At 72.9% G+C, this 20,785-nt stretch carries 16 protein-coding genes and 1 riboswitch; of the genes, 10 read left to right on the top strand and 6 right to left on the bottom strand.

Translation table 11 applies throughout. From position 1 onward, the window contains the following. Positions 1-37: 37 nt before the first annotated feature. The 3 genes from OP18_RS40800 to OP18_RS40790 are packed head-to-tail and all read left to right on the top strand — an operon-like array spanning position 38 to position 2,734. Entirely contained in the window at positions 38-529 is a 492-nt protein-coding gene (locus OP18_RS40800) for a SigE family RNA polymerase sigma factor (protein WP_033364568.1), read from the top strand. Beyond that, complete coding sequence (locus OP18_RS40795) at positions 526-1,821, top strand: hypothetical protein (protein WP_033364567.1); 1,296 nt, start codon at positions 526-528, stop codon at positions 1,819-1,821. The genes OP18_RS40800 and OP18_RS40795 overlap by 4 nt, the downstream gene beginning before the upstream one ends. Positions 1,822-1,843: 22 nt before the next feature. Beyond that, positions 1,844-2,734: a 2-hydroxyacid dehydrogenase gene (locus OP18_RS40790; protein WP_033364566.1), complete on the top strand. Its 891-nt coding sequence runs from the start codon at positions 1,844-1,846 to the stop codon at positions 2,732-2,734. Here the strand turns inward: OP18_RS40790 and OP18_RS40785 are convergent. Beyond that, on the bottom strand, positions 2,728-3,096 hold the full coding sequence (locus tag OP18_RS40785) for a PH domain-containing protein (RefSeq protein ID WP_033364565.1): 369 nt from the start codon (positions 3,094-3,096) through the stop codon (positions 2,728-2,730). The genes OP18_RS40790 and OP18_RS40785 overlap by 7 nt on opposite strands. 191 nt (positions 3,097-3,287) lie before the next feature. On the opposite strand from OP18_RS40785, the gene OP18_RS40780 reads away from it, so the two are divergent. Beyond that, positions 3,288-7,745 (top strand): hypothetical protein, encoded by a 4,458-nt coding sequence (locus OP18_RS40780; RefSeq protein WP_156090138.1) that lies wholly within the window; start codon positions 3,288-3,290, stop codon positions 7,743-7,745. Positions 7,746-7,950: 205 nt separating this feature from the next. On the opposite strand, the gene OP18_RS40775 is transcribed toward OP18_RS40780, so the two are convergent. Together OP18_RS40775 and ilvD are read right to left on the bottom strand one after the other, a co-directional pair. Beyond that, positions 7,951-9,213, bottom strand: a complete 1,263-nt coding sequence (locus OP18_RS40775) for a serine hydroxymethyltransferase (RefSeq protein WP_033364563.1) — start codon at positions 9,211-9,213, stop codon at positions 7,951-7,953. A gap of 24 nt (positions 9,214-9,237) precedes the next feature. Further along, positions 9,238-9,326, bottom strand: a riboswitch (ZMP/ZTP riboswitch). 70 nt (positions 9,327-9,396) lie between these two features. Beyond that, entirely contained in the window at positions 9,397-11,241 is a 1,845-nt protein-coding gene (gene ilvD, locus OP18_RS40770) for a dihydroxy-acid dehydratase (protein WP_081971542.1), read from the bottom strand. A gap of 227 nt (positions 11,242-11,468) precedes the next feature. On the opposite strand from ilvD, the gene OP18_RS40765 reads away from it, so the two are divergent. From OP18_RS40765 to ilvC, 3 genes are read left to right on the top strand one after another with little or no spacing between them, the layout of a single operon-like run. After that, positions 11,469-13,334, top strand: coding sequence for an acetolactate synthase large subunit (locus OP18_RS40765; RefSeq protein ID WP_033364561.1), 1,866 nt, complete (start codon positions 11,469-11,471; stop codon positions 13,332-13,334). Between the two features lies 1 nt (position 13,335). Further along, positions 13,336-13,854 carry an acetolactate synthase small subunit gene (gene ilvN / locus OP18_RS40760; protein ID WP_033364560.1) on the top strand — a complete coding sequence of 173 codons (519 nt, stop codon included), beginning with the start codon at positions 13,336-13,338 and terminating at the stop codon, positions 13,852-13,854. Between the two features lie 31 nt (positions 13,855-13,885). Next, positions 13,886-14,899: a ketol-acid reductoisomerase gene (gene ilvC, locus OP18_RS40755; protein ID WP_033364559.1), complete on the top strand. Its 1,014-nt coding sequence runs from the start codon at positions 13,886-13,888 to the stop codon at positions 14,897-14,899. A gap of 46 nt (positions 14,900-14,945) precedes the next feature. On the opposite strand, the gene OP18_RS40750 is transcribed toward ilvC, so the two are convergent. Together OP18_RS40750 and OP18_RS40745 are read right to left on the bottom strand one after the other, a co-directional pair. Further along, entirely contained in the window at positions 14,946-15,323 is a 378-nt protein-coding gene (locus OP18_RS40750; protein WP_052388082.1) for a TipAS antibiotic-recognition domain-containing protein, read from the bottom strand. A 138-nt stretch (positions 15,324-15,461) separates the two neighbouring features. Then, the gene (locus OP18_RS40745; RefSeq protein ID WP_033364558.1) at positions 15,462-15,743 is read right to left on the bottom strand and encodes a hypothetical protein; all 282 of its coding nucleotides are present in this window, start codon (positions 15,741-15,743) and stop codon (positions 15,462-15,464) included. Between the two features lie 288 nt (positions 15,744-16,031). On the opposite strand from OP18_RS40745, the gene serA reads away from it, so the two are divergent. The 3 genes from serA (at position 16,032) to OP18_RS40730 (ending at position 19,967) form a co-directional block, all read left to right on the top strand. Further along, complete coding sequence (gene serA / locus OP18_RS40740; RefSeq protein ID WP_033364557.1) at positions 16,032-17,642, top strand: phosphoglycerate dehydrogenase; 1,611 nt, start codon at positions 16,032-16,034, stop codon at positions 17,640-17,642. A 132-nt stretch (positions 17,643-17,774) separates the two neighbouring features. Further along, entirely contained in the window at positions 17,775-18,803 is a 1,029-nt protein-coding gene (locus OP18_RS40735; protein ID WP_033364593.1) for a 3-isopropylmalate dehydrogenase, read from the top strand. 66 nt (positions 18,804-18,869) lie between these two features. Next, positions 18,870-19,967 carry a branched-chain amino acid aminotransferase gene (locus OP18_RS40730; RefSeq protein ID WP_033364556.1) on the top strand — a complete coding sequence of 366 codons (1,098 nt, stop codon included), beginning with the start codon at positions 18,870-18,872 and terminating at the stop codon, positions 19,965-19,967. 40 nt (positions 19,968-20,007) lie between these two features. Here the strand turns inward: OP18_RS40730 and OP18_RS40725 are convergent, their stop codons facing one another. After that, positions 20,008-20,208 (bottom strand): hypothetical protein, encoded by a 201-nt coding sequence (locus OP18_RS40725; protein WP_052388081.1) that lies wholly within the window; start codon positions 20,206-20,208, stop codon positions 20,008-20,010. Between the last annotated feature and the right edge of the window lie 577 nt (positions 20,209-20,785).

Genomic DNA, 20,785 nt, shown 5'->3' with positions numbered 1-20,785 from the left:
GGGTGACGGACATTCCGACTCGTGCAAGAGGAGCCACATGGCGGCCGGGGAGTTCCAGGACTTCGTGGAGGTCCGGTACGGCGACCTGCTGCGCACCGCCTATCTGCTGACCGGCAGCCGGCACGCCGCCGAGGACCTGGTGCAGAGCAGCCTGCTGCGGGTCATGCGGCACTGGGACCGGGTCGACGAGCCGCTCGCGTACGTGCGCCGCGTCATGGTCAACCAGCGGACCAGCCTCTGGCGGCGGCTGCGCAACGCCGAGGTGCTCACCGACGACCCGCCGGACCGTCCCGGACCCGACCCCACCGACCGCATCCTGCAACGGCGGTCGCTGCTGGAGGCCCTCGACCGCATCCCGGCGCGGATGCGGGCCGTGCTCGTCCTGCGGTACTGGGAGGACCTGTCGGAGACGGACACCGCCGAGCTGCTGAACATCTCGGTCGGATCGGTGAAGAGCCAGGCGTCGCGCGGGCTGGCCCGGCTGCGCGACGTCCTGGGTGTGGACGAGCTGACCCGGAGGACGCCGTGAGCACCGACCTCGAACACGCCCTGCGCCGGGCGTTGCGGGACGCGGCCGAGACCGTCGTCCCCCGGCCCGACCCGATGCGCCGGCTGCTGCAGCGCCGCCGGCGCCGGTGGGCCGGGCTCGGCGCGTTCTTCGCCGCGATCGCGGTCGCCGCCGGCGCTGCGCTGATCCCGGCGCTGCAGGCCGGCCCGGCCCAGCGCGCCGACGGGGGCGACGGCTACCGGATCACGCCCTGGGCCCGCACCCTGCTCGACTCGCCGACCCGCGGCTCGCTGGCCGGCACGCCGCTGCTGGCCGAGGTCGAGCGCGGGATCGGGGACCGCGCCGGCGGCTCCGGCCTCGACCGGGTCAAGGTGCTGTTCCTCGGCGACGTGGCCGGGCGGCGGTTCGTCGCGTACGCCCGCTTCGACGACACCCGCGCGGCGCTGTACTTCAACGACACCGCCGCCGGTGACAGCGTCGCGCGGCTGGTGACCGGTGGGTCCGGCGACCTGCCGCTCACCCCGCTGGTCAGGATCACCGGCTCGGCCACGCCCGCCCTGGTCGGGCTGGCGCCGACCGACTGCCGCATCGCCACCTCCGCCACCGGGACCGTCTCCGGCAACGGCGTCGTGGCCCGCGAATGGACCGACTCGCCGCAGGGCAGCTGGGTGGCGCGGGACTCGTCGCGGCCGGCCGAGCGCTGGCGGGTGACCTGCGGGTCGACCGTGCGCTTCGAGGGCCCGGCCGTGCCCGTCGACGAGGTCGCGCTGGGGACCGACCTCGTCGCGGCCGGCGGGCTGGTCCACGGCGCGGTCGTGCAGCGCTGGGGCGGATCCATCGACGGCCTGAACTGGACCCTGACGACCACGCTGCTGTCCGGCGGCGGGATCGCGGCGGTGCTCACCTCCGGCGCGGGCGCCGGCGTCGGCCGGGCCGCCGTCGCGACCGGCTTCCCGCCACCCGTCGCCGGATCCGCCACCGCGGACCGGGACGGGTGGGCGCTGATCTCCACGGCGGTCAGCGCCGACCCCGACGTGATCGCGATCCGGGTCCCGCAGCGGACGGGCGCCTTCACGTACTACAGCGAGCGGGTGCTCGTCGTCGCCACGGCGACCGGTGCGTGGTCGGTGAGCGCGCCCGCGTCGCCCGGCAGCACGGAGACGGCGCTCGACAACGGTGTGAAGGTCATCTCCACGGACGGCGGCCCCGTCAGGATCACGAACGTCGAGGGTGTCGACCTCGGCGGGGCCTACGTCGCGCGGGAGCGGGACGCGCCCGAGCTCCTGGGCGAGAAGCTCGTGTCGGACTGGTAGCGGCGGTGGCTACTGTGCTCCGGTGAAGGTTTGCATCCCGGACGAGGCCGGACTGCCCCTGCTCGGCCCGGTGCCGGCGGGCGTCTCCGTCTGCGTGTCCGCCGCCCCCGCCGACGCCGACTTCTGGGTGCCGCCGTTCCTCGCCCCGCAGGACGTGGTCGCCCACGCCGCGGCCATGCCGAGCCTCGCGGTCGTGCAGCTCATGAGCGCCGGCGCCGACCGCTGGGCGGGGCGGCTGCGGCCCGGCGTGCAGCTGTGCGACGCGCGCGGGGTGCACGACTCCTCCACGTCGGAGTGGGTGCTCGCCGCGATCCTCGCGTACCTGCGCGACTTCCCGTACTTCGTGCGCACGGGGCGGCGGTGGGCGTACCGGCAGACCGACGAGCTCGCCGGCAAGCGGATCCTGATCGTCGGGGCCGGCTCGATCGGCGCCGCGGTCGCGGCCCGCCTGGCGCCTTTCGAGGTCGCCGTCACCGCCGTGGCCCGCCGGGCCCGGCCCGGCGAGGGCGTGCACGGCATCGACGAGCTGCCGTCGCTGCTGCCGTCCGCCGACGTGGTGGTGGTCCTGGTGCCGCTCACGCCCGCCACGACCGGGCTGGTGTCGGCGTCGTTCCTGGCCGCGATGCCCGACGGCGCGCTGCTGGTCAACGCGGCGCGGGGACCCGTCGTGGACACCGGCGCCATCCTGGCCGAGACGGCGTCCGGGCGCCTCGGCTACGCGACCGACGTCACCGAGCCCGAGCCGCTGCCGGCGGAGCATCCCCTGTGGGACCTGCCGAACGTGCTGATCACGCCGCATGTCGCCGGTTCTGTACGGGGGCTGCTGCGCCGGGCCTACGGGCTGGCCGGCGAGCAGCTGCGCCGGTTCGCCGCCGGTGAGCCGCTCATCAACGTGGTGGTCGACGGTTACTGATCGCTGCCGGCGAACGCGGTGACCCTCTCCAGGTCGGCGGGGCGGACCGCGTCGAGCCGCACGAAGTGACCGTTGGCGAGGCGGGCCTGCACGGCACCGTCCTGGGCGACGAGGCCGTCGACGGCGGCCCACGGCACCCGGCGGCTGCCCAGCAGCGCACGCACGGTGAACCCGTCGCCGTCGACGTCGGTGCCGGCCCGCCACGCCCAGACCGCGATCGCGATCGGCACCAGCAGGACGGGCAGGAACCAGGCGCCGCCGGCGAGCAGCGGGACGGCGCCGACGGTGGCGATGCCGGCCGCCACGGCGAGCGCCGCGCTGCGACGGAACCGGACGGTGGGGCGCTTGGTACGGGTGGTCACCGCACAAGTCTCGCACCTTTCGTGGAACTGCTTCTTGTCGGTGGGTCGGGGCATACTGGCGCGGTGGGGGATCACGATCGGGACGGGCGGCTCTCGCTCGGCACGACGCGCGGGGTTACGCTCGGTGCCGTGTTCGACGTGATCGCGACCTGGCGGCGTGCCGGCGGTCGCGGCGGTTCGCGTCGAAATGTATGGATCTGCCTGGAGGCTGGGACTTGACCGGCAACTCGTGGCACTCCGGCGTCAAGAGCAGCCGCCGGGTCGGCGTCCGCCCGACCGGGGTGCTCGCGGGCGCCCTCCTCGTCGCCGCCGTCCTGCTCGCCCTAGCCGTCGCCGGCTGGGGGGTCATGCAGCTCAGTTTCCTCTGGAGCGCCGCCGCGATCCTGGCGCTCGCCGGTGTGCTCGTGCTCACCCTGCGCGGTTTCCCGCTCTTCGCGATCCTCGCCGCGGCCGCCGGCGCCGTCACGTGGGGCGCCGCCACCCGCGGCTGGCTGCCCACCGGCTGGACCGACATCCTCGGCCTGCTCAGGTTCATCGGGACCAACCTGGCCTTCGACGTGCCGCTCATCGGCGCGTTCCTGTCCGCCCTGATGCTCGACGCCCGCCGGCTGTCCCGGGCCGCGATCGACGAGGCGGTCAGCGGCCGCCGCTGGTGGGGCGAGCCCGACGACCACCTGCCCCGGCTCAAGGAGCTCGAGGCGCTGCCCTCGGCCCGCTTCTTCGCCCTCGGCGAGGGCGGCTGCACCCACCTCGTCGTCGCCGGGCGGCGCGTCGCGCTGTTCCTGCCGACCGTCTGGCCGCACGGCGAGTTCACCATGGACGCCTCCGGCCAGGTCCTGCGCGGCGGCCGCCTCTTCGTCCCCGGCTCGGAGGACGTCGACGGCCTCGCCGCCGAGGTGCACACCTGGCGCGAGCAGCTCGGCAAGGTCGGCGGCTCGGTCCGTGGCTATCTCGTCGTCGCCCCCTCCCGCGGCGACGTCAGCGAGGACCTCGTCATCTCCGTCGCGCCCGGCGAGCACCTCCACCTCGTCCACGCGCACGAGATGGTCGAGGCCGCCGGCCGGTGGCTGGCCGCCGAGCCGTACCGCGTGGAACTTTCCGTCATGGAGCGCCTCCTGGTGATCGCCTCGGGCAACAAGCTGCCCGAGCCGTCGCCGCTGGCGCGCTCCTTCGCCCGGCCCGCCCCGGCGCCCGCCGCCACCCCGGCCGACGCCTCACTCACCGTGGCCGACGCGGCCTTCGCGGCGGTGGCCAGCACCGACGCGCCCGAGTCCCCGTCGCTGCGCGGCCGCCTCACCCGCGGCCGCTTCGGCCGTTCCACCGGCGGTGCCGACCCGGCCCCCGCCGACGACCGCTGGGACGGCCCCGCGCCCAGCTCCCCTGCCCACCAGGAGGACGACATCCCCACCGGCCGTCGCGACGGCGACTTCGATGATGACGGCGCGGCCCGCGGCGCCGACCCGGCCGTTCCCAACGACTCCTGGGAGTCCAGGGCCACCCGCGAGCTGGTCGGCTCCTGGGACAGCGAGTCGGCCAACAAGCTGGCCGCCTGGGCCGCCGACACCGACTCCCGCGACCCTGCACCGCGCGAGGACCGGCCCTCCGACGACTTCGCCGGCGGCCCGTCGTCGGACCGCTGGTCCTCGATCCGCGCCTCGCTGGACGCGCCCGCGTCCCGCGGTGACCGGTTCACGTCGTCCGACGAGGACGCAGCCGCCCGGCCAGCGTGGTCGTCCGGCCTCGACGGGACCCCGGCGCCGCTCGACGAGGCGCCGCGGCGGGTGGGCCGCCGGCGCGCCGAGCCTGACGAGGGGCCCGCGGCCGGCTGGCGCGCGGAGCCGTTCGCCGCCTCGCCCGGCGAGCGGTCCTCGTCTTCCCGGCCGTCCTCCCCGCCGCCGCCGGAATGGCCGGCGCCGTCGTCTTCGTCTTCGTCGTCGTTCTCGTCTTCGTCTTCGCTGTCGGGGACGTCGTCGCTGTTCGGTTCCACGGCGTCGTCGGGCAGCTCGCCGGGCGGCGACGCGGCGGACGAGCCGGAGGACCGGTTCGCGTCGCTCATGTCGGAGTTCGACCGGCTCGCCAGCGACCCGGACAGGTTCGGGTTCGCGCTCGACGGCTCCACGTTCTCCCTCGACACGTCCCCGACCACCGAGCCGTCCCGCGATGCCGGCGCCTCCACCGGGCGCAGCTGGTCGTCGGAGGCGCCCCGGGCAACCGACCGCGGCGCTGCACCGGACTTCGACGGCCGCGCCACGGACCGCGACGGCGCGTCGCCCTTCGGCGCCCGGTCCGCGGAGGCCGACAGGACGTCGGGCTTCGGCGCCGACCGGCCCGCGGACCGCGGCGCGGCGTCGGGCTTCGGCGGTCGTTCCACGGAGGTCGGCGGGACGTCGGCGTTCGGCGGTGACCGGTCCGCGGACCGCGGCAGGACGTCCGGCTTCGGTGGCGGCAGCACGGACGCCGAGCCAGGCCGTCCGCCGGCCGGCGCCGGCCGGTTCGGTGGCGGGGCCGCCGACCGCTCCGCGCGCCGCCCGGGCGAGCGCCCCGCCTGGACCGGCAGCCTGTTCGACGGCGAGACGCCCGAGCTCGTCGCCGAACCTCTCGAACTGCGCCGCTCGTGGGAGTCCGACCCGGAGGCCCGCTCGATGCGCCGCCGCGACCGCCAGCACGGCGACTCCAGCGCCCCGACGTCGGGCGCCCCGATCTCGGGCGCTCCCACGTCCGGCGGCCCGACCTCGGGCAGCCCGTTCGCCGGCACCTCCCGCCCCGGCGGCCTGTTCTCCGACGACTCCTTCTCCAGCGGCTCGTTCCCGGACGGCCCGCGCCCCGGCGACCTGCCGTCCGGTGGCTCCTCCCGCCCGGACGCCTGGGGCTCCGGCGGCTCCCGCCCGGACGACGCGGTCACCGGCGGTTCCCGCTCGACCGCCTGGGATTCCGGCGCGGGCGACCTGTCCTTCAGCAGCCCTCGTTCGGGCGACCCGGTCGCGGGCAGTTTCCGCTCGGACGACCCGGTCGCGGGCGGTTCCCGTTCAGGTGATCCGGTAGCGGGGAGTTTCCGCTCGGATGACCTGGTCGGGGGTGGCTTCCGCTCGGATGACCTGGTCGGGGGTGGTTTCCGCTCGGATGACCCGGTCGCGGGCGGTTCTCGCTCGGGTGATCCGGTCGGGGGTGGGTTCCGTTCCGATGATCCGGTCGCGGGCGGTTCCCGCTCGGATGACCCGGTCGCGGGCGGATTCCGCGCCGACGGTCCGTCCGGCGCGTGGCCGGTCTCGGCCGCGCCCGGCTCCGGCGCCGCTTCGAGCGCTCCGGGCTCCGGGCCGTCGCCCTACCGGCTCGACAGCACGTCCGAGACGGCGCGGTCGAGGTTCGCGGGCGGGCCGCCGCCCCGTGTGGAGTCCACCTGGTCCAACCAGTCACGGGTGGACGCCGCCCGCGCCGAGGCCTCGCGCGTCGAGCCGTCCTGGTCCGACCGGTCCCAGGGTGGGGCGTCGTGGTCGGGCCCGTCGCAGCCAGCGCCGTCGCGGGACGGAGCGTCGTGGTCGGACCAGTCGCGGCTTGAGCCGTCGCGGGACGGAGCGTCGTGGTCGGGCCCGTCGCGGACCGAGTCGTCGCGGGACGGGGCGTCGCGGGACGGAGCGTCGTGGTCGGGCCAGTCGCGGACCGAGTCGTCGCGGGACGGGGCGTCGCGGGATGGGGCTTCGTGGGCCGCGAACTCGCGGGACGAGGCGTCGTCGGCCGGGGATTCGCGGGATGAGCGGCGCTGGGGCGGCGCCGCCGAGGCGCAGCCGGGCAACTGGGGCGCGGCGCCGGCCGGAGGCGGCGATGCCTGGTGGGACGCCGACGCGGCACCGAGTCCGGCGCCGGGCGCGGCGGCACCGGTCGACGAGCAGCCGGCGGAGCAGCCGGGGCGCACGAAGCGTTCGCTGTTCGGGCGTTCCAAGGGCAAGGGCCGGAAGGGCCAGTCCGCCCCGGCGGCACCCGCTGCCAACCAGCCCGCGCCCGACCGCGCCGCCATGACCGACCGACCCTTTGACGACCGACCCTTTGACGATCGGCCCTTTGACGACCGACGGTTTGACGAGCGTCCCGGAAACGACCGCCCCGGCGCTGACCGCCCCGGCGCTGACCGTTCGGGAGCGGGGCGCTCGTTCAACGAAGGGTTCGCCGGGACGCCGGCGAACGACGACGACTGGGCGTCCGGGGCGACCACGGCCTGGGACCGCAGCGCCGGCCGTCGACCGGCAGCATCCGACCGACCGGCAGCATCCGACCGTCCGGCCGCGTCCGACCGTCCGGCCGCGTCCGACCGGGCGGGTGCGGACCGGGTGGGTGGCTCCGGGCGGCCGGCGTGGGCGACCGATCCGACGTCAGGGTTCGAGAGTGACCCGAGTGGCGAGTTCACCTCAGAGCACCGGTCCAACATCGCGTCGGCCGCTGCCGGTCGGGCGCCGAGCGACCCGTGGTCGGGCGGGGACCGCGGCTCCGCGCGGGGCGACCGGGACCCGGCGCGCGGCGGTGGCGCGGTGCCGGGGCAGCGGCAGCGGGCGCGGGACATGCTGTTCGACGACGACGTGGCGCCGCTGGAGCTGAACCTCGACGAGGAGCCGAAGAACCCGGACCAGCGTTCCCGGCGCTTCCTGCGCCGCAAGTAGTCCTCGCCTCTGCGGGCCGGAGTCAACGCACCCGGCCCGCAGAGAAAACGCAGAGGCGCGCCGCGGACCGTCATCCAGAAGTTCGACACGCTGACAAATCAGCGGGAACCGCCCGAACAGACCTTCGGCGCGAAAAGCGCATCCCGGCCATCCGGGGCGGAACCGCCCGGCGGGAACCATGCGTCCCGCCGGGCGGCGGTGAATGTCAGTGCCAGCCGGGCATCGGGTACGCGGACAGCAGCTCGCGCACCTCGGCGGCGATCGTGTCCAGGGCCTGGTCGTCGTCCTTGAGCGCGGCGTCGAGGGCGCGGGAGATCCAGTCGGCGACCTGGGGCATCTGCGCCTCGGTGAGGCCGCGGGTGGTGAGGGCGGGCGTGCCGATGCGCAGGCCGGACGGGTCGAAGGGCTTGCGGGTGTCGTACGGCACGGTGTTGTAGTTGGTCTCGATGCCGGCGCGGTCGAGGGCCCGGGCCGCGGGCTTGCCGCCGATGTTCTTGCCGGTGAGGTCGATCAGGATGAGGTGGTTGTCGGTGCCGCCGGAGACCAGGTCGAAGCCGCGCTCGAGGAGGGCGGTGGCCAGGGCGCGGGCGTTGGCGACGATCTGGTGGGCGTACGCGCGGAACGACGGCTGAGCGGCCTCGCGCAGCGCGACGGCGATGCCCGCGGTGGTGTGGTTGTGCGGGCCGCCCTGCAGGCCGGGGAAGACGGCCTTGTCGACCGCCTTCGCGTACTGCGAGGAGGACAGGATCATGGCGCCGCGCGGGCCGCGGAGGGTCTTGTGCGTGGTGGTGGTGATGATGGAGGCGTGGCCGACCGGCGACGGGTGGGCGCCGCCGGCGACGAGGCCGGCGATGTGCGCGATGTCGGCGACCAGGACCGCGTCGACCTCGCGGGCGATCTCGGCGAAGCGGGCGAAGTCGATGGTGCGGGGGATCGCTGTGCCGCCGGAGAAGATGAGCTTCGGGCGCTCGCGCAGGGCGATGTCACGGACCTCGTCGAAGTCGATCAGGCCGTCGGACCTGCGGACGGTGTACTGCACGGGCCGGAACCACGCGCCGGTCGCCGACACGGACCAGCCGTGGGTGAGGTGGCCGCCCATCGGCAGGGCCATGCCCATGACGGTGTCGCCGGGCGCGGCCAGGGCCATGTAGACGGCGAGGTTCGCGGGGGAGCCGGAGTAGGGCTGCACGTTGGCGTGGTCCGCGCCGAAGAGCGAGGTGGCGCGGGCGATCGCCAGCTCCTCGATCGGGTCGATGAACCGTTGGCCCTCGTAGTACCGCTTGCCGGGGTAGCCCTCGGAGTACTTGTTCGTCAGGACCGTGCCGGTGGCCTCGAGCACGGCCTGGGAGACGTAGTTCTCCGAGGCGATCATGCGCAGCGTGTCGTGCTGGCGGGAGGCCTCACGCTGGATCAGGTCCGCGAGGTCCGGGTCGGCCGAGGTGATGGCGGGCAGGGCTGGAACATGCATGGGCGCTTCCTCGTGACGAGGTGACCGCGGCACCCAGGCGCGCGGTGCCAGCGATGCAGGAAGCTCCCCGGTGGTCGGTTCCACCTTGATGTGCGCCAGTCGCGGGTTCACCGTCGATGCTAGTGCACGACGGACGACGGCTCCCAGGCCAATCGCGGATGATTGGCCCGGGAGCACGGAGATCTACGGCACCTTGCGGTAGGCGCCGTCGCTCGCCGCGGTGGCCATCGAGGCGTACGCGCGCAGCGCCGCGGACACGGGACGCTGCCGGTCCAGCGGCGTGTACGGCCGCTCGCGCTTCTCCTGCGCGACCCGGCGAGCGGTCAGCACGTCGTCGTCGACGACCAGGCTGATCGAGCGGTGCGGGATGTCGATCTCGATCCGGTCGCCGTCCTCGACGAGGGCGATGAGGCCGCCGCCGGCCGCCTCGGGCGAGATGTGGCCGATGGACAGGCCGGAGGTGCCGCCGGAGAAGCGGCCGTCGGTGATGAGCGCGCAGGCGCGGCCCAGGCCCCGGCCCTTCAGGAACGAGGTCGGGTAGAGCATCTCCTGCATGCCCGGCCCGCCCTTCGGGCCCTCGTACCGGATGACCACGACGTCACCCGGGACGACCTCCTTGGCCAGGATGCCGTCGACCGCGGACTCCTGCGACTCGAAGACCCGGGCGGTGCCGTGGAAGACGAGGTTCTCCTCCGGGACGCCGGCGGTCTTGACGACGCAGCCGTCGGGGGCGATGTTGCCGAAGAGGATCGCGAGGCCGCCGTCGGCGGTGTACGCGTGCTCCAGGTCCCGGATGCAGCCCTCGGCGGCGTCGGTGTCGAGGGTCGCCCAGCGGTTGGACGTGGAGAACGGCTCGACGGTGCGGACCCCGCCGGGCGCGGCGTGGAACAGCTCGACCGCGGCCTCGGAGGCGCTCCCGGACCGGATGTCCCATTCGGCCAGCCAGCCGGTCAGGTCGGGGGAGTGGACGCTGCGCACGCCGGTGTTGAGCAGCCCGGCGCGGTTGAGCTCGCCGAGGATGGCGGGGATGCCGCCGGCGCGGTGCACGTCCTCCATGTGGTACTTCGGGCTGTTCGGCGCGACCTTCGACAGGCACGGCACCCGGCGGGAGATGCCGTCGATGTCGGCGACGCTGAAGTCGACCTCGGCCTCGCGGGCGGCGGCGAGCAGGTGCAGCACGGTGTTGGTGGAGCCGCCCATGGCGACGTCGAGGGCGACCGCGTTCTCGAACGCCTCCCGGGTGGCGATCGCGCGCGGCAGCACGGACGCGTCGTCGCCCTCGTAGTACTGCTTGCACAGCTCGACGACCAGGGAACCGGCGCGCTCGAAGAGGGCCTTGCGGGCGCTGTGCGTGGCGAGGGTGGAGCCGTTGCCGGGCAGGGCCAGGCCGATCGCCTCGGTGAGGCAGTTCATCGAGTTGGCGGTGAACATGCCGGAGCAGGAGCCGCAGGTCGGGCAGGCGGAGCGCTCGATCTGGCCCAGCTGCTCGTCGGTGACGGCCTCGTTGGCGGAGGCGATCATCGCGTCGATCAGGTCGAGCTTGGCGTGCACGACCCCCTCGATCGCGACGGTCTTGCCGGCTTCCATGGGGCCGCCGGAGACGAAGACGGTGGGGATGTTCAGGCGGAGGGCGGCGAGCAGCATGCCGGGCGTGATCTTGTCGCAGTTGGAGATGCACACGAGCGCGTCGGCGCAGTGCGCCTGCACCATGTACTCGACGGCGTCGGCGATGAGCTCGCGACTGGGCAGCGAGTAGAGCATCCCGCCGTGGCCCATGGCGATGCCGTCGTCGACGGCGATGGTGTTGAACTCCTTGGCGACCCCACCCGCCTCGGCGACCGCGTCAGCGACGATGATCCCGAGGTTGCGCAGGTGGACATGGCCCGGCACGAACTGCGTGAAGCTGTTGGCGATGGCGACGATGGGCTTACCGAAATCTGCGTCGGTCATGCCGGTGGCGCGCCAGAGGGCGCGTGCGCCGGCCATGTTGCGACCAGAAGTGGAGGTTTTGGACCGCAGCTCGGGCATACTTGTGAGTCTGACACGTTCCAGATCGTGGGACCGGTTGACTCGGGCCGTGAGATGCGCCAGAGTGGGTTCATGTCGTCGAGGTCGCTGCGAGTACTTATCATCTAGCGCGCCGACGCCTGCCGTCAGCGCGCTAGCCCCTCGTGCATCGCACGGAGGGGTTTTTTCATGTCCGAGCGAGTGCTGAGCAGTGACCTGGACACCTTCGAGCGAAAGTGCGAAATGCGATGACGAGACCCACGCCTGAAGTCCTCGCCCACCGAGCGCACCCGACCGCACCGGCCGCGCCGGCCGGTTCGTCGGCGCCCGCCGACAAGTCGGACCGGGCGGCCGTAGAGCGCAAGCCGGAGCTCCTGACCGGTGCGCAGGTGCTGGTGCGTTCGCTCGAAGCGCTCGGTGCGGACGTCGTCTTCGGCATCCCGGGCGGGGCGATCCTGCCCGCGTACGACCCGCTGTTCGACTCCGAGTCCGTCCGGCACATCCTGGTCCGCCACGAGCAGGGCGCCGGGCACGCCGCGACCGGCTACGCGCAGGCCACCGGCAAGGTCGGCGTCTGCATGGCGACGTCCGGGCCCGGCGCGACCAACCTGGTCACGCCGATCGCCGACGCGTACATGGACTCCGTCGCCATGGTCGCGATCACCGGCCAGGTCGCGTCGGCGTCCATCGGGACCGACGCGTTCCAGGAGGCCGACATCGCCGGCATCACCCTGCCGATCACCAAGCACAACTACCTGGTGAAGTCGGGCGAGGAGCTGCCGCGGGTCCTGGCCGAGGCGTTCCACCTGGCCTCGACCGGCCGCCCCGGCCCCGTCCTGGTCGACATCCCGAAGGACGTGCTGCAGAAGCAGACGACGTTCAAGTGGCCGCCGACGCTGGACCTGCCCGGCTACCACCCGACGCTGCACCCGCACGGCAAGCAGATCCGCGAGGCGGCCCGGCTCATCGCCGCCGCGAAGCGGCCCGTGCTGTACGTCGGCGGCGGCGTCATCAAGGCGCAGGCCTCCGAGGTGCTGCGCAAGCTGGCCGAGCTGACCGGCGCGCCGGTCGTCACGACGCTGATGGCCCGCGGCGCGTTCCCCGACTCGCACCCGCAGCACCTGGGCATGCCCGGGATGCACGGCACCGTCGGCGCCGTCTACGCGCTGCAGAAGGCCGACCTGCTCATCACCCTCGGCGCCCGCTTCGACGACCGGGTCACCGGCGACCTGACCACGTTCGCGCCGAACGCGCAGGTCATCCACGCCGACATCGACCCGGCCGAGATCGGCAAGAACCGGGTCGCGGACGTGCCGATCGTCGGTGACGCCAAGCACGTCATCGAGGAGCTGATCGGCGCGGTCACCACCGAGCACGGCGCCGGGCACAAGACGGACCTCAAGGACTGGTGGGCCACGCTGGACGACATCCGCGGCCGCTACCCGCTGGGCTACGAGGAGCCGTCCGACGGCACGCTGGCGCCCCAGTACGTCATCGAACGCATCGGCAAGCTCGTCGGACCCGACGCGATCTACACCGCCGGCGTCGGTCAGCACCAGATGTGGGCGGCGCAGTTCGTGCAGTACGAGCACCCCGCGACCTGGCTGAACTCCGGCGGTCTCGGCACGATGGGGTACGCGGTCCCGGCCGCCATGGGCGCCAAGGTCGGCCGCCCCGACAAGGTGGTCTGGGCGATCGACGGCGACGGCTGCTTCCAGATGACCAACCAGGAGCTGGCCACCTGCGCCCTGGAGGGCATCCCGATCAAGGTCGCCGTCATCAACAACGGCAACCTCGGCATGGTCCGGCAGTGGCAGACGCTGTTCTACGACCAGCGCTACTCCAACACCGAGCTGGGCACCCACAAGCACCGCATCCCGGACTTCGTGAAGCTCGCCGACGCGCTCGGCTGCGTCGGGCTGCGCTGCGAGACCAAGCGCGACGTCGACGCCACGATCGAGGCCGCGATGAAGGTCACCGACCAGCCGGTCGTCATCGACTTCGTGGTCGGCAAGGACGCCATGGTGTGGCCGATGGTCGCCGCCGGCACCAGCAACGACGAGATCATGTTCGCCCGCGGGGTCGCGCCCAAGTTCGATAAGGACGACGTCTGAGATGACCACACACACCCTGTCGGTCCTGGTGGAGAACAAGCCCGGCATCCTCGCGCGGGTCGCCGGCCTGTTCGCCCGCCGCGGCTTCAACATCGACTCCCTCGCGGTGGGTGAGACCGAACACCCCGAGGTCTCCCGCATGACGATCGTCGTCAACGCCGAGGACAGCCCGCTCGAGCAGGTCACCAAGCAGCTCAACAAGCTGGTGCAGGTCCTGAAGATCGTCGAGCTCGACAGCAACGCCAGCGTCCAGCGCGAGCTGCTGCTGGTGAAGGTGCGCGCCGAGCGGCCGGTCCGCTCTCAGGTCCTGGAGACGGTGAACCTGTTCCGGGCCCGCGTGGTCGACGTCTCGCCGGACGCCCTCACGATCGAGGCCACCGGCACGTCGGAAAAACTGGACGCGTTGCTCCGTGACCTGGAGCCGTTCGGTATCAAGGAAATGGTCCAGTCCGGCGTCGTGGCCATCGGCCGTGGCTCCCGCTCCATCACCACGGGCCCGGCGCTCCGCGCCGCGTCCTGAAGCTCCAAGCACTCTGTTGAAGGGAAACACAATGTCCGCCGAGGTGTTCTACGACGACGACGCCGACCTGTCGTTGATCCAGGGCCGCAAGGTTGCGGTCCTCGGGTACGGCAGCCAGGGTCACGCCCACGCGCTGTCCCTGCGTGACTCCGGTGTCGACGTCCGCGTCGGCCTTCCGGAGGGCTCCAAGAGCCGCGCGAAGGCCGAGGAGCAGGGCCTGCGGGTCCTCTCGCCGGCCGAGGCCTCCGCCGAGGCGGACGTCATCATGATCCTGGCGCCCGACACGGCGCAGCGCTCCCTCTACGCCGAGTCGGTGGAGCCGCACCTCACCGCCGGCAAGGCGCTGTTCTTCGGGCACGGCCTCAACATCCGGTACGGCTTCATCACGCCCCCGGCCGACGTCGACGTCGCCATGGTCGCCCCGAAGGGCCCGGGCCACCTGGTCCGCCGCCAGTTCGTGGACGGCAAGGGCGTGCCGTGCCTCGTCGCGGTCGAGCAGGACGCGACCGGCAACGCGTTCGCCCTGGCCCTCGCGTACGCGGCGGGCATCGGCGGCACCCGTGCCGGCGCGATCAAGACCACGTTCAAGGAGGAGACCGAGACCGACCTGTTCGGCGAGCAGGCGGTCCTCTGCGGCGGCGCCTCCGCGCTCGTGCAGACCGGCTTCGAGGTGCTCACCGAGGCGGGCTACGCCCCGGAGATCGCCTACTTCGAGTGCCTCCACGAGCTCAAGCTGATCGTGGACCTCATGTACGAGGGCGGCATCGCCCGGATGCGCTACAGCGTGTCCGACACCGCCGAGTACGGCGACTACTCCCGCGGCCCGCGCGTCGTCGACGCCCGGGTCAAGGAGGAGATGAAGAAGATCCTCGCCGAGATCCAGTCCGGCGAGTTCGCCCGCGAGTGGATCGCCGAGGACGACGCCGGCCGTCCCAACTTCACCAAGCTCCGCGAGCAGGGTGCCGCGCACCCGATCGAGGAGACCGGGCAGAAGCTGCGCTCGATGATGAGCTGGGTCGACCGGCCCATCACCGAGACCGCCTGATCACTGCCGTGACGAAGGGGGCTTCCGCGGAAGCCCCCTTCGTTCGTTACGCGCGCGCCGCGTTCGCGTGGATCGCGTCGCGGATGAACTGCGCCAGGCCCGGGTGGTCCGTGTCGTAGTTCGCCGTGAACCGCGGGTCGTCGACGTACATGTCGCCGAGGCCGCGGTGGATCTCGCTGGAGCAGTCGTAGAACCACCGGCTGATGTGCTGCCGGTGCGCCTCGGCGAGGTCCATCGCCCGCTCGCCCTGCGCCGGCTCGCCGTCGACGAACGCCCGCGTGAACGCCGCGGTGTTCTCGGCCGCCTCGGCCTTGATGCGTTCCCAGTCCTGCGGGGTGTACTTCGCGGTCCGCTCGGCGGACTGCCGGTAGGCCTCGGTCTGGCCCCACCGCTGCTCGGCCTCGGCCGCGTATGGATTCTCCACGGTTCGCTCCTTGTCTCGCTGGTACGACCAGCGTCAGGTCTCCAGCGACGGGAGAGTCAAGCGGCGCGCTCCGGCGACGAGCACGGCCCCGGCGCGGGGGTCCACGCCGGGGCCGTCCCGGTTCCCTGACCGCTGCGATCAGGAGCGCACGTAGTCGGTCTGGTATTCGTCGGCCTGGTGCTCTTCGGCCTGGTGCTCTTCGGCCTGGTGCTCTTCGGCCTGGTGGTTTTCGGCCTGGTAGCCCTCGTACGCCTCGCGCGCGTCGTGCTCGATGCCGTCGATCTTCTCGCCGATCAGCTCGATCACGTGGTGGACCTGCTCCTGGTAGTCCGCGTACTGGCCACCGTGCTCCTCGCCCTGGTAGGCGTCGTGGCCGTCGTAGGTCGCGTGGTCGGCGGCGCCGTCGTAGTACTCGCTCATCGTGGTGTCTCCTGTGCGTCGGTGGGAGGCCGTGCCGTTGCCAGCCGACACGGACGGGCGGCCCCAAAGGGTTCAGAAACGGGCAGGTCGGGTCCCCGACAGCCGGTCACCCGAACGGGCGGCTGTGATCGCGCTCACGTCCGAGCGGGGACGGGCCGTCGTGACGGCGGGCCTACCATCGGCGGAAGAGGCCGCCCGCCCGGCCCCGTCGCCGTTTCCTGCGCGTGGCGTGCAGTGCCGCGCGCCCCGCGTATCGACGCCAGCCGAAGCCCGAGAGTCGAGGACCGCATGACCCTCCCTCCTGAACGCCCGGTGGTGCTGATCGCCGAGGAGCTAGCCCCCTCCGCCCTTGAGGTCCTCGCCGACGACTACGAGGTCCGTCACATCGACGGCACCGACCGACCGGCACTGCTCGCGTCCCTTGCCGACGCCAGCGCGATCATCGTCCGCAGCGCCACGCAGGTCGACGCCGAGGCCGTCGCGGCCGCGCCGCGGCTCAAGGTCGTCGCACGCGCCGGCGTCGGCCTCGACAACGTCGACGTCCCCGCCGCCACCGCCCGCGGCGTCATGGTCGTCAACGCGCCGACGTCCAACATCGTCTCCGCCGCCGAGCAGGCCGTCGCGTTGCTGCTCGCGGTCGCCCGCAACACCGCCGCCGCCTCCGCCGCGCTGAAGGCCGGGGAGTGGAAGCGGTCCAAGTACACCGGCGTCGAGCTGTCCGGCAAGGTCGTCGGGGTCGTCGGCCTGGGCCGCATCGGCGTGCTGTTCGCGCAGCGGATGGCGGCGTTCGGGGTGCGGCTCGTCGCGTACGACCCCTACATCCAACCGGCCAGGGCGGCCGCCCTCGGCGTGCGCCTGCTCGGCCTGGACGAGCTGCTGCGCGAGAGCGACTTCATCTCGATCCACCTGCCGAAGACCCCGGAGACGGTCGGCCTCATCGGCGCCCGCGAGCTGGGCATCGTCAAGCCCGGCGTGCGGATCATCAACGCGGCCCGCGGCGGCCTCGTCGACGAGCAGGCCCTCGCCGACGCGATCGCCGACGGCCGGGTCGCCGGCGCCGGCATCGACGTGTTCAGCAAGGAGCCGTGCGTCGCCTCGCCGCTGTTCGCGTTCGACAACGTGGTCGCGACCCCGCACCTGGGCGCCTCCACGGTCGAGGCGCAGGACAAGGCCGGCCTGGCCGTGGCCCGCAGCGTGAAGCTGGCGCTCGACGGCGAGTTCGTCCCCGACGCGGTCAACGTCCAGGTCGGCGGCGTCGTCGCGGAGGAGGTACGCCCGCTGCTGCCCCTCGCGGAGAAGCTCGGGCGCGTGTTCACCGCCGTCGCGGGCGGTATCGCCTCCGCCGTCACCGTCGAGGTGCACGGCGAGATCGCCACCCACGACGTCTCGGTGTTGAAGCTCGCCGCCACGAAGGGCCTGTTCAGTAGCGTGGTGGCAGAGCAGGTCACCTATGTCAACGCCCCGCACCTGGCAGCCGATCGGGGTGTCGAGGTGGCCCTGGCGGTGTTCACCGAGTCCGCCGATCAGACCAACCTGGTGACCGTGCGCGGTGCGCTGCCGGACGGCAGGGTAGCCTCCGTGTCCGGCACCTATGTCGCGGGACCGCGCGAGGCGCTGAAGCTGACCGAGATCGACGGCTTCAGCCTCGAGCTGACCGCGGAGGGCGTGCTGCTGTTCTTCCGATATGCCGACCGCCCCGGCGTCGTCGGACTGGTTGGGTCGATACTGGGGACTGCGGGGGTCAACATCGCGGCGATGCAGGTCGCCCGGCGCGAGGCCGGGGGCGAGGCGCTGATGACGCTGACCGTCGACACGTCCGTCCACGCGGACCTGCTCAACGAGGCCCAGCAGGCCGTCGGCGCCACCGCGGCGAGCACGGTCGACCTGTCGGGCGAGTAAGACGTTCCTCCTAGGGGGCGGGGAGAGTGGCGGCTCTCCCTGCCCCCGTCTTCTTTTCCATTCCTTGAGATGACGGTCCACGCGGTGGGACGAACGCGTACCGTGGGCAGGTCCGAGGAAAGGGGCGCAGTGGTGGCGAAGATCGCGGTCGTGGCCGGGGACGGTATCGGGACCGAAGTGGTGGCCCAGGCACTCAAGGTGCTCCGGGTCGTCCTGCCGGGCGTCGAGACGACCGACTACGACCTTGGCGCCGCCCGCTACCACCGCACCGGCGAGGTGCTGCCCGGCAGCGTGATCGAGGAGCTGCGCGGGCACGACGCGATCCTGCTCGGCGCCGTCGGCGACCCGAGCGTCCCGCCGGGTGTGCTCGAGCGCGGCCTGCTGCTCAAGCTGCGCTTCGACTTCGACCAGTACGTGAACCTGCGCCCGTCCCGGCTGTGGCCCGGCACGACCAGCCCCCTCGCCGGCCTGAAGCCCGGCGAGATCGACCTCGTCGTCGTCCGCGAGGGCACCGAGGGCCTCTACGTCGGCGCCGGCGGCAACCTGCACCCGGGCACCGCCGCCGAGGTCGCCACCGAGGAGAGCCTCAACACCCGCCACGGCGTCGAGCGCGTCATCCGCGACGCGTTCGCCCGGGCCGCGAAGCGCGAGCGGCGCAAGGTGACCCTGGTGCACAAGACCAACGTGCTCACCCACGCCGGCGGCCTGTGGGCCCGCACCTTCAACGAGGTCAAGGCCGAGTTCCCGGACATCGAGACCGAGTACCAGCACGTCGACGCCGCCGCCATGTTCCTGGTGAGCAACCCGCAGCGCTACGACGTGGTGGTCACCGACAACCTCTTCGGCGACATCCTCACCGACATCGCGGCCGCGGTCACCGGCGGCATCGGCCTGGCGGCCAGCGGCTCGATCAACCCCGAGCGCGCCTTCCCGTCCATGTTCGAGCCGGTGCACGGCTCCGCCCCGGACATCGCCGGCAAGGGCATCGCCGACCCGGCCGCCGCGGTGCTCTCCGCCGCGCTGCTGCTGGACCACCTCGGCCACCCCGAGGCCGCGGCGAAGGTCACCGACGCGGTCGGCGCGGAGGTCGCCGCGCGCACCCCCGGCTCGGCCCTGTCGACCGAGGCGGTCGGCGACCGGCTCGCCGAAGCCGTCGCCTGACCCTTGCTGCGGTTGAACGACCGTTCGGGGTAAGTTGCAGACACGACGCGCAACTGGAGGCACGCCATGAACGGCGGTGACACGCTCGACTTCGAGGTCCGTCCCAACCCGGCGCCGGTCAGCGCCGCGGAGCGGTCCGCGATGCTCGCCAACCCCGGCTTCGGACGGATCTTCACCGACCACATGGTCACGGTCCGCTACGCCGAGGGCAAAGGCTGGTATGACGCCCGTGTCGAGGCCCGCGCGCCGATCCCGATGGACCCGGCGACCGCCGTCCTGCACTACGCCCAGGAGATCTTCGAAGGGCTGAAGGCCTACCGCGCGGCCGACGGCGGCGTCACCCTGTTCCGCCCCGACGCCAACGCCGCCCGCTTCCGCGAGTCCGCCGCCCGGATGGCCATGGCGCCGGTGCCGCAGCAGCTGTTCCTGGACGCCCTCGCCGAGCTGATCCGGGTCGACCGCGACTGGGTCCCCTCCGACCCCGAGGGCAGCCTGTACCTGCGCCCGTTCCAGTACGCGAGCGAGGTCTTCCTCGGCGTCAAGCCCTCCTCGGAGTACCTCTTCCTGGTCATCGCCTCCCCGGTCGGCAGCTACTTCAAGGGTGGCGTGAAGCCGGTCAGCGTCTGGGTCTCCCGCGACTACACCCGCGCCGCCCCGGGCGGCACCGGCGCCGCCAAGTGCGGCGGCAACTACGCCGCGAGCCTCGTCGCCCAGGCCGAGGCCATCGAGCACGGCTGCGACCAGGTGGTCTTCCTCGACGCCGTCGAGCAGCGCTACGTCGACGAGCTCGGCGGGATGAACGTGTTCTACGTCTTCGACGACGGCACCATGCTCACCCCGCCCTTGACCGGCACGATCCTGCCCGGCATCACCCGCGAGTCGGTGCTGCGCCTCGCCGCCGACCAGGGCATCACGGTCCGCGAGGAGCTGTACTCCTACGAGCAGTGGCAGGCCGACGCGCGCAGCGGCCGGCTGCGGGAGGCGTTCGCCTGCGGCACGGCGGCCGTCATCACCCCGATCGGCGTGGTGCGGGACCGGTCCGGGGAGTTCACGATCGGCGACGGCACGGCGGGCAAGGTCACCATGGACCTGCGCGAGCGCCTCGTCGGCATCCAGCGGGGCACGGCACCCGACCCGCACGGCTGGGTCCGCCGCGTGCTGTAACCAGCGCCGCGGTTTCGCGCGGGGTGGTGTGGGTCCCGTCTCAGGCGGACCAGCGGCCGAGGTTGGAGGCCCGGCCGTAGCCGGGCCTGATGCCGCGCGGGGCCGGCCGTTCATACGCCAGTAACAATGCCTCCTCCGCGAGCTGCGCGTCGGGGCACGGCCAGAACGCCTTGCACTCGCAGAAGTTGTCGGTGCGTGGCTTGTGCGCGTCGTGCAGTGCCCGGGCGACCCGCCACAGCATCGGATCAGCACAGCCGAACGGTGGCTCGATCGGCGGCTCACCTCCCGGCTCGGCACCGGACCCTGGTGCAGCACCGTCGTCGATCATGCCCGTCGCCCCCCAGATCCCGAGTCCCACCGCCGCGACCGGTCCCGGCGATGTGCTGACGAAAACGGTAGCCGCCGATGCCGCCGCGCCGCAGACACGCTGTGCGCAACTTGCACGACCGAGTGACACCACGACCGGCCGTACCGCCGGTGAACAGGATCAACCCGCCGGGAACCGCCAGCAGCCCCACCCGAACGGGCGACCGACAGCAGCCGAACGGCCACCTGCCCGACCATCAGCGTCCGGAAAGTGTCATACCTGGGGGATAGGTTTCAGGTATGGCGGTCGCGGCCGGACCGTTGGGGGCAAAGGGCACAGCCGGCGGGGGAGCGTGCGATCGGGGGAGTTTTCGACGAGGGCGGACATAGCGGCAAAACGGGCGGGCGAGCGGACCTGGGGCGGTGCCGGGTGGCTGGGGCGGTGCCGGGTGGCTGGGGCGGTGCCGGGTGGCTGGGGCGGTGCCGGGTGGCTGGGGCGGTGCCGGGTGGCT

The organism is Dactylosporangium aurantiacum (assembly GCF_000716715.1).
Taxonomy (GTDB): domain Bacteria; phylum Actinomycetota; class Actinomycetes; order Mycobacteriales; family Micromonosporaceae; genus Dactylosporangium; species Dactylosporangium aurantiacum.
Note: the sequence above shows the minus strand (reverse complement) of the source record. Positions and strands in the feature narration are given on the sequence as shown.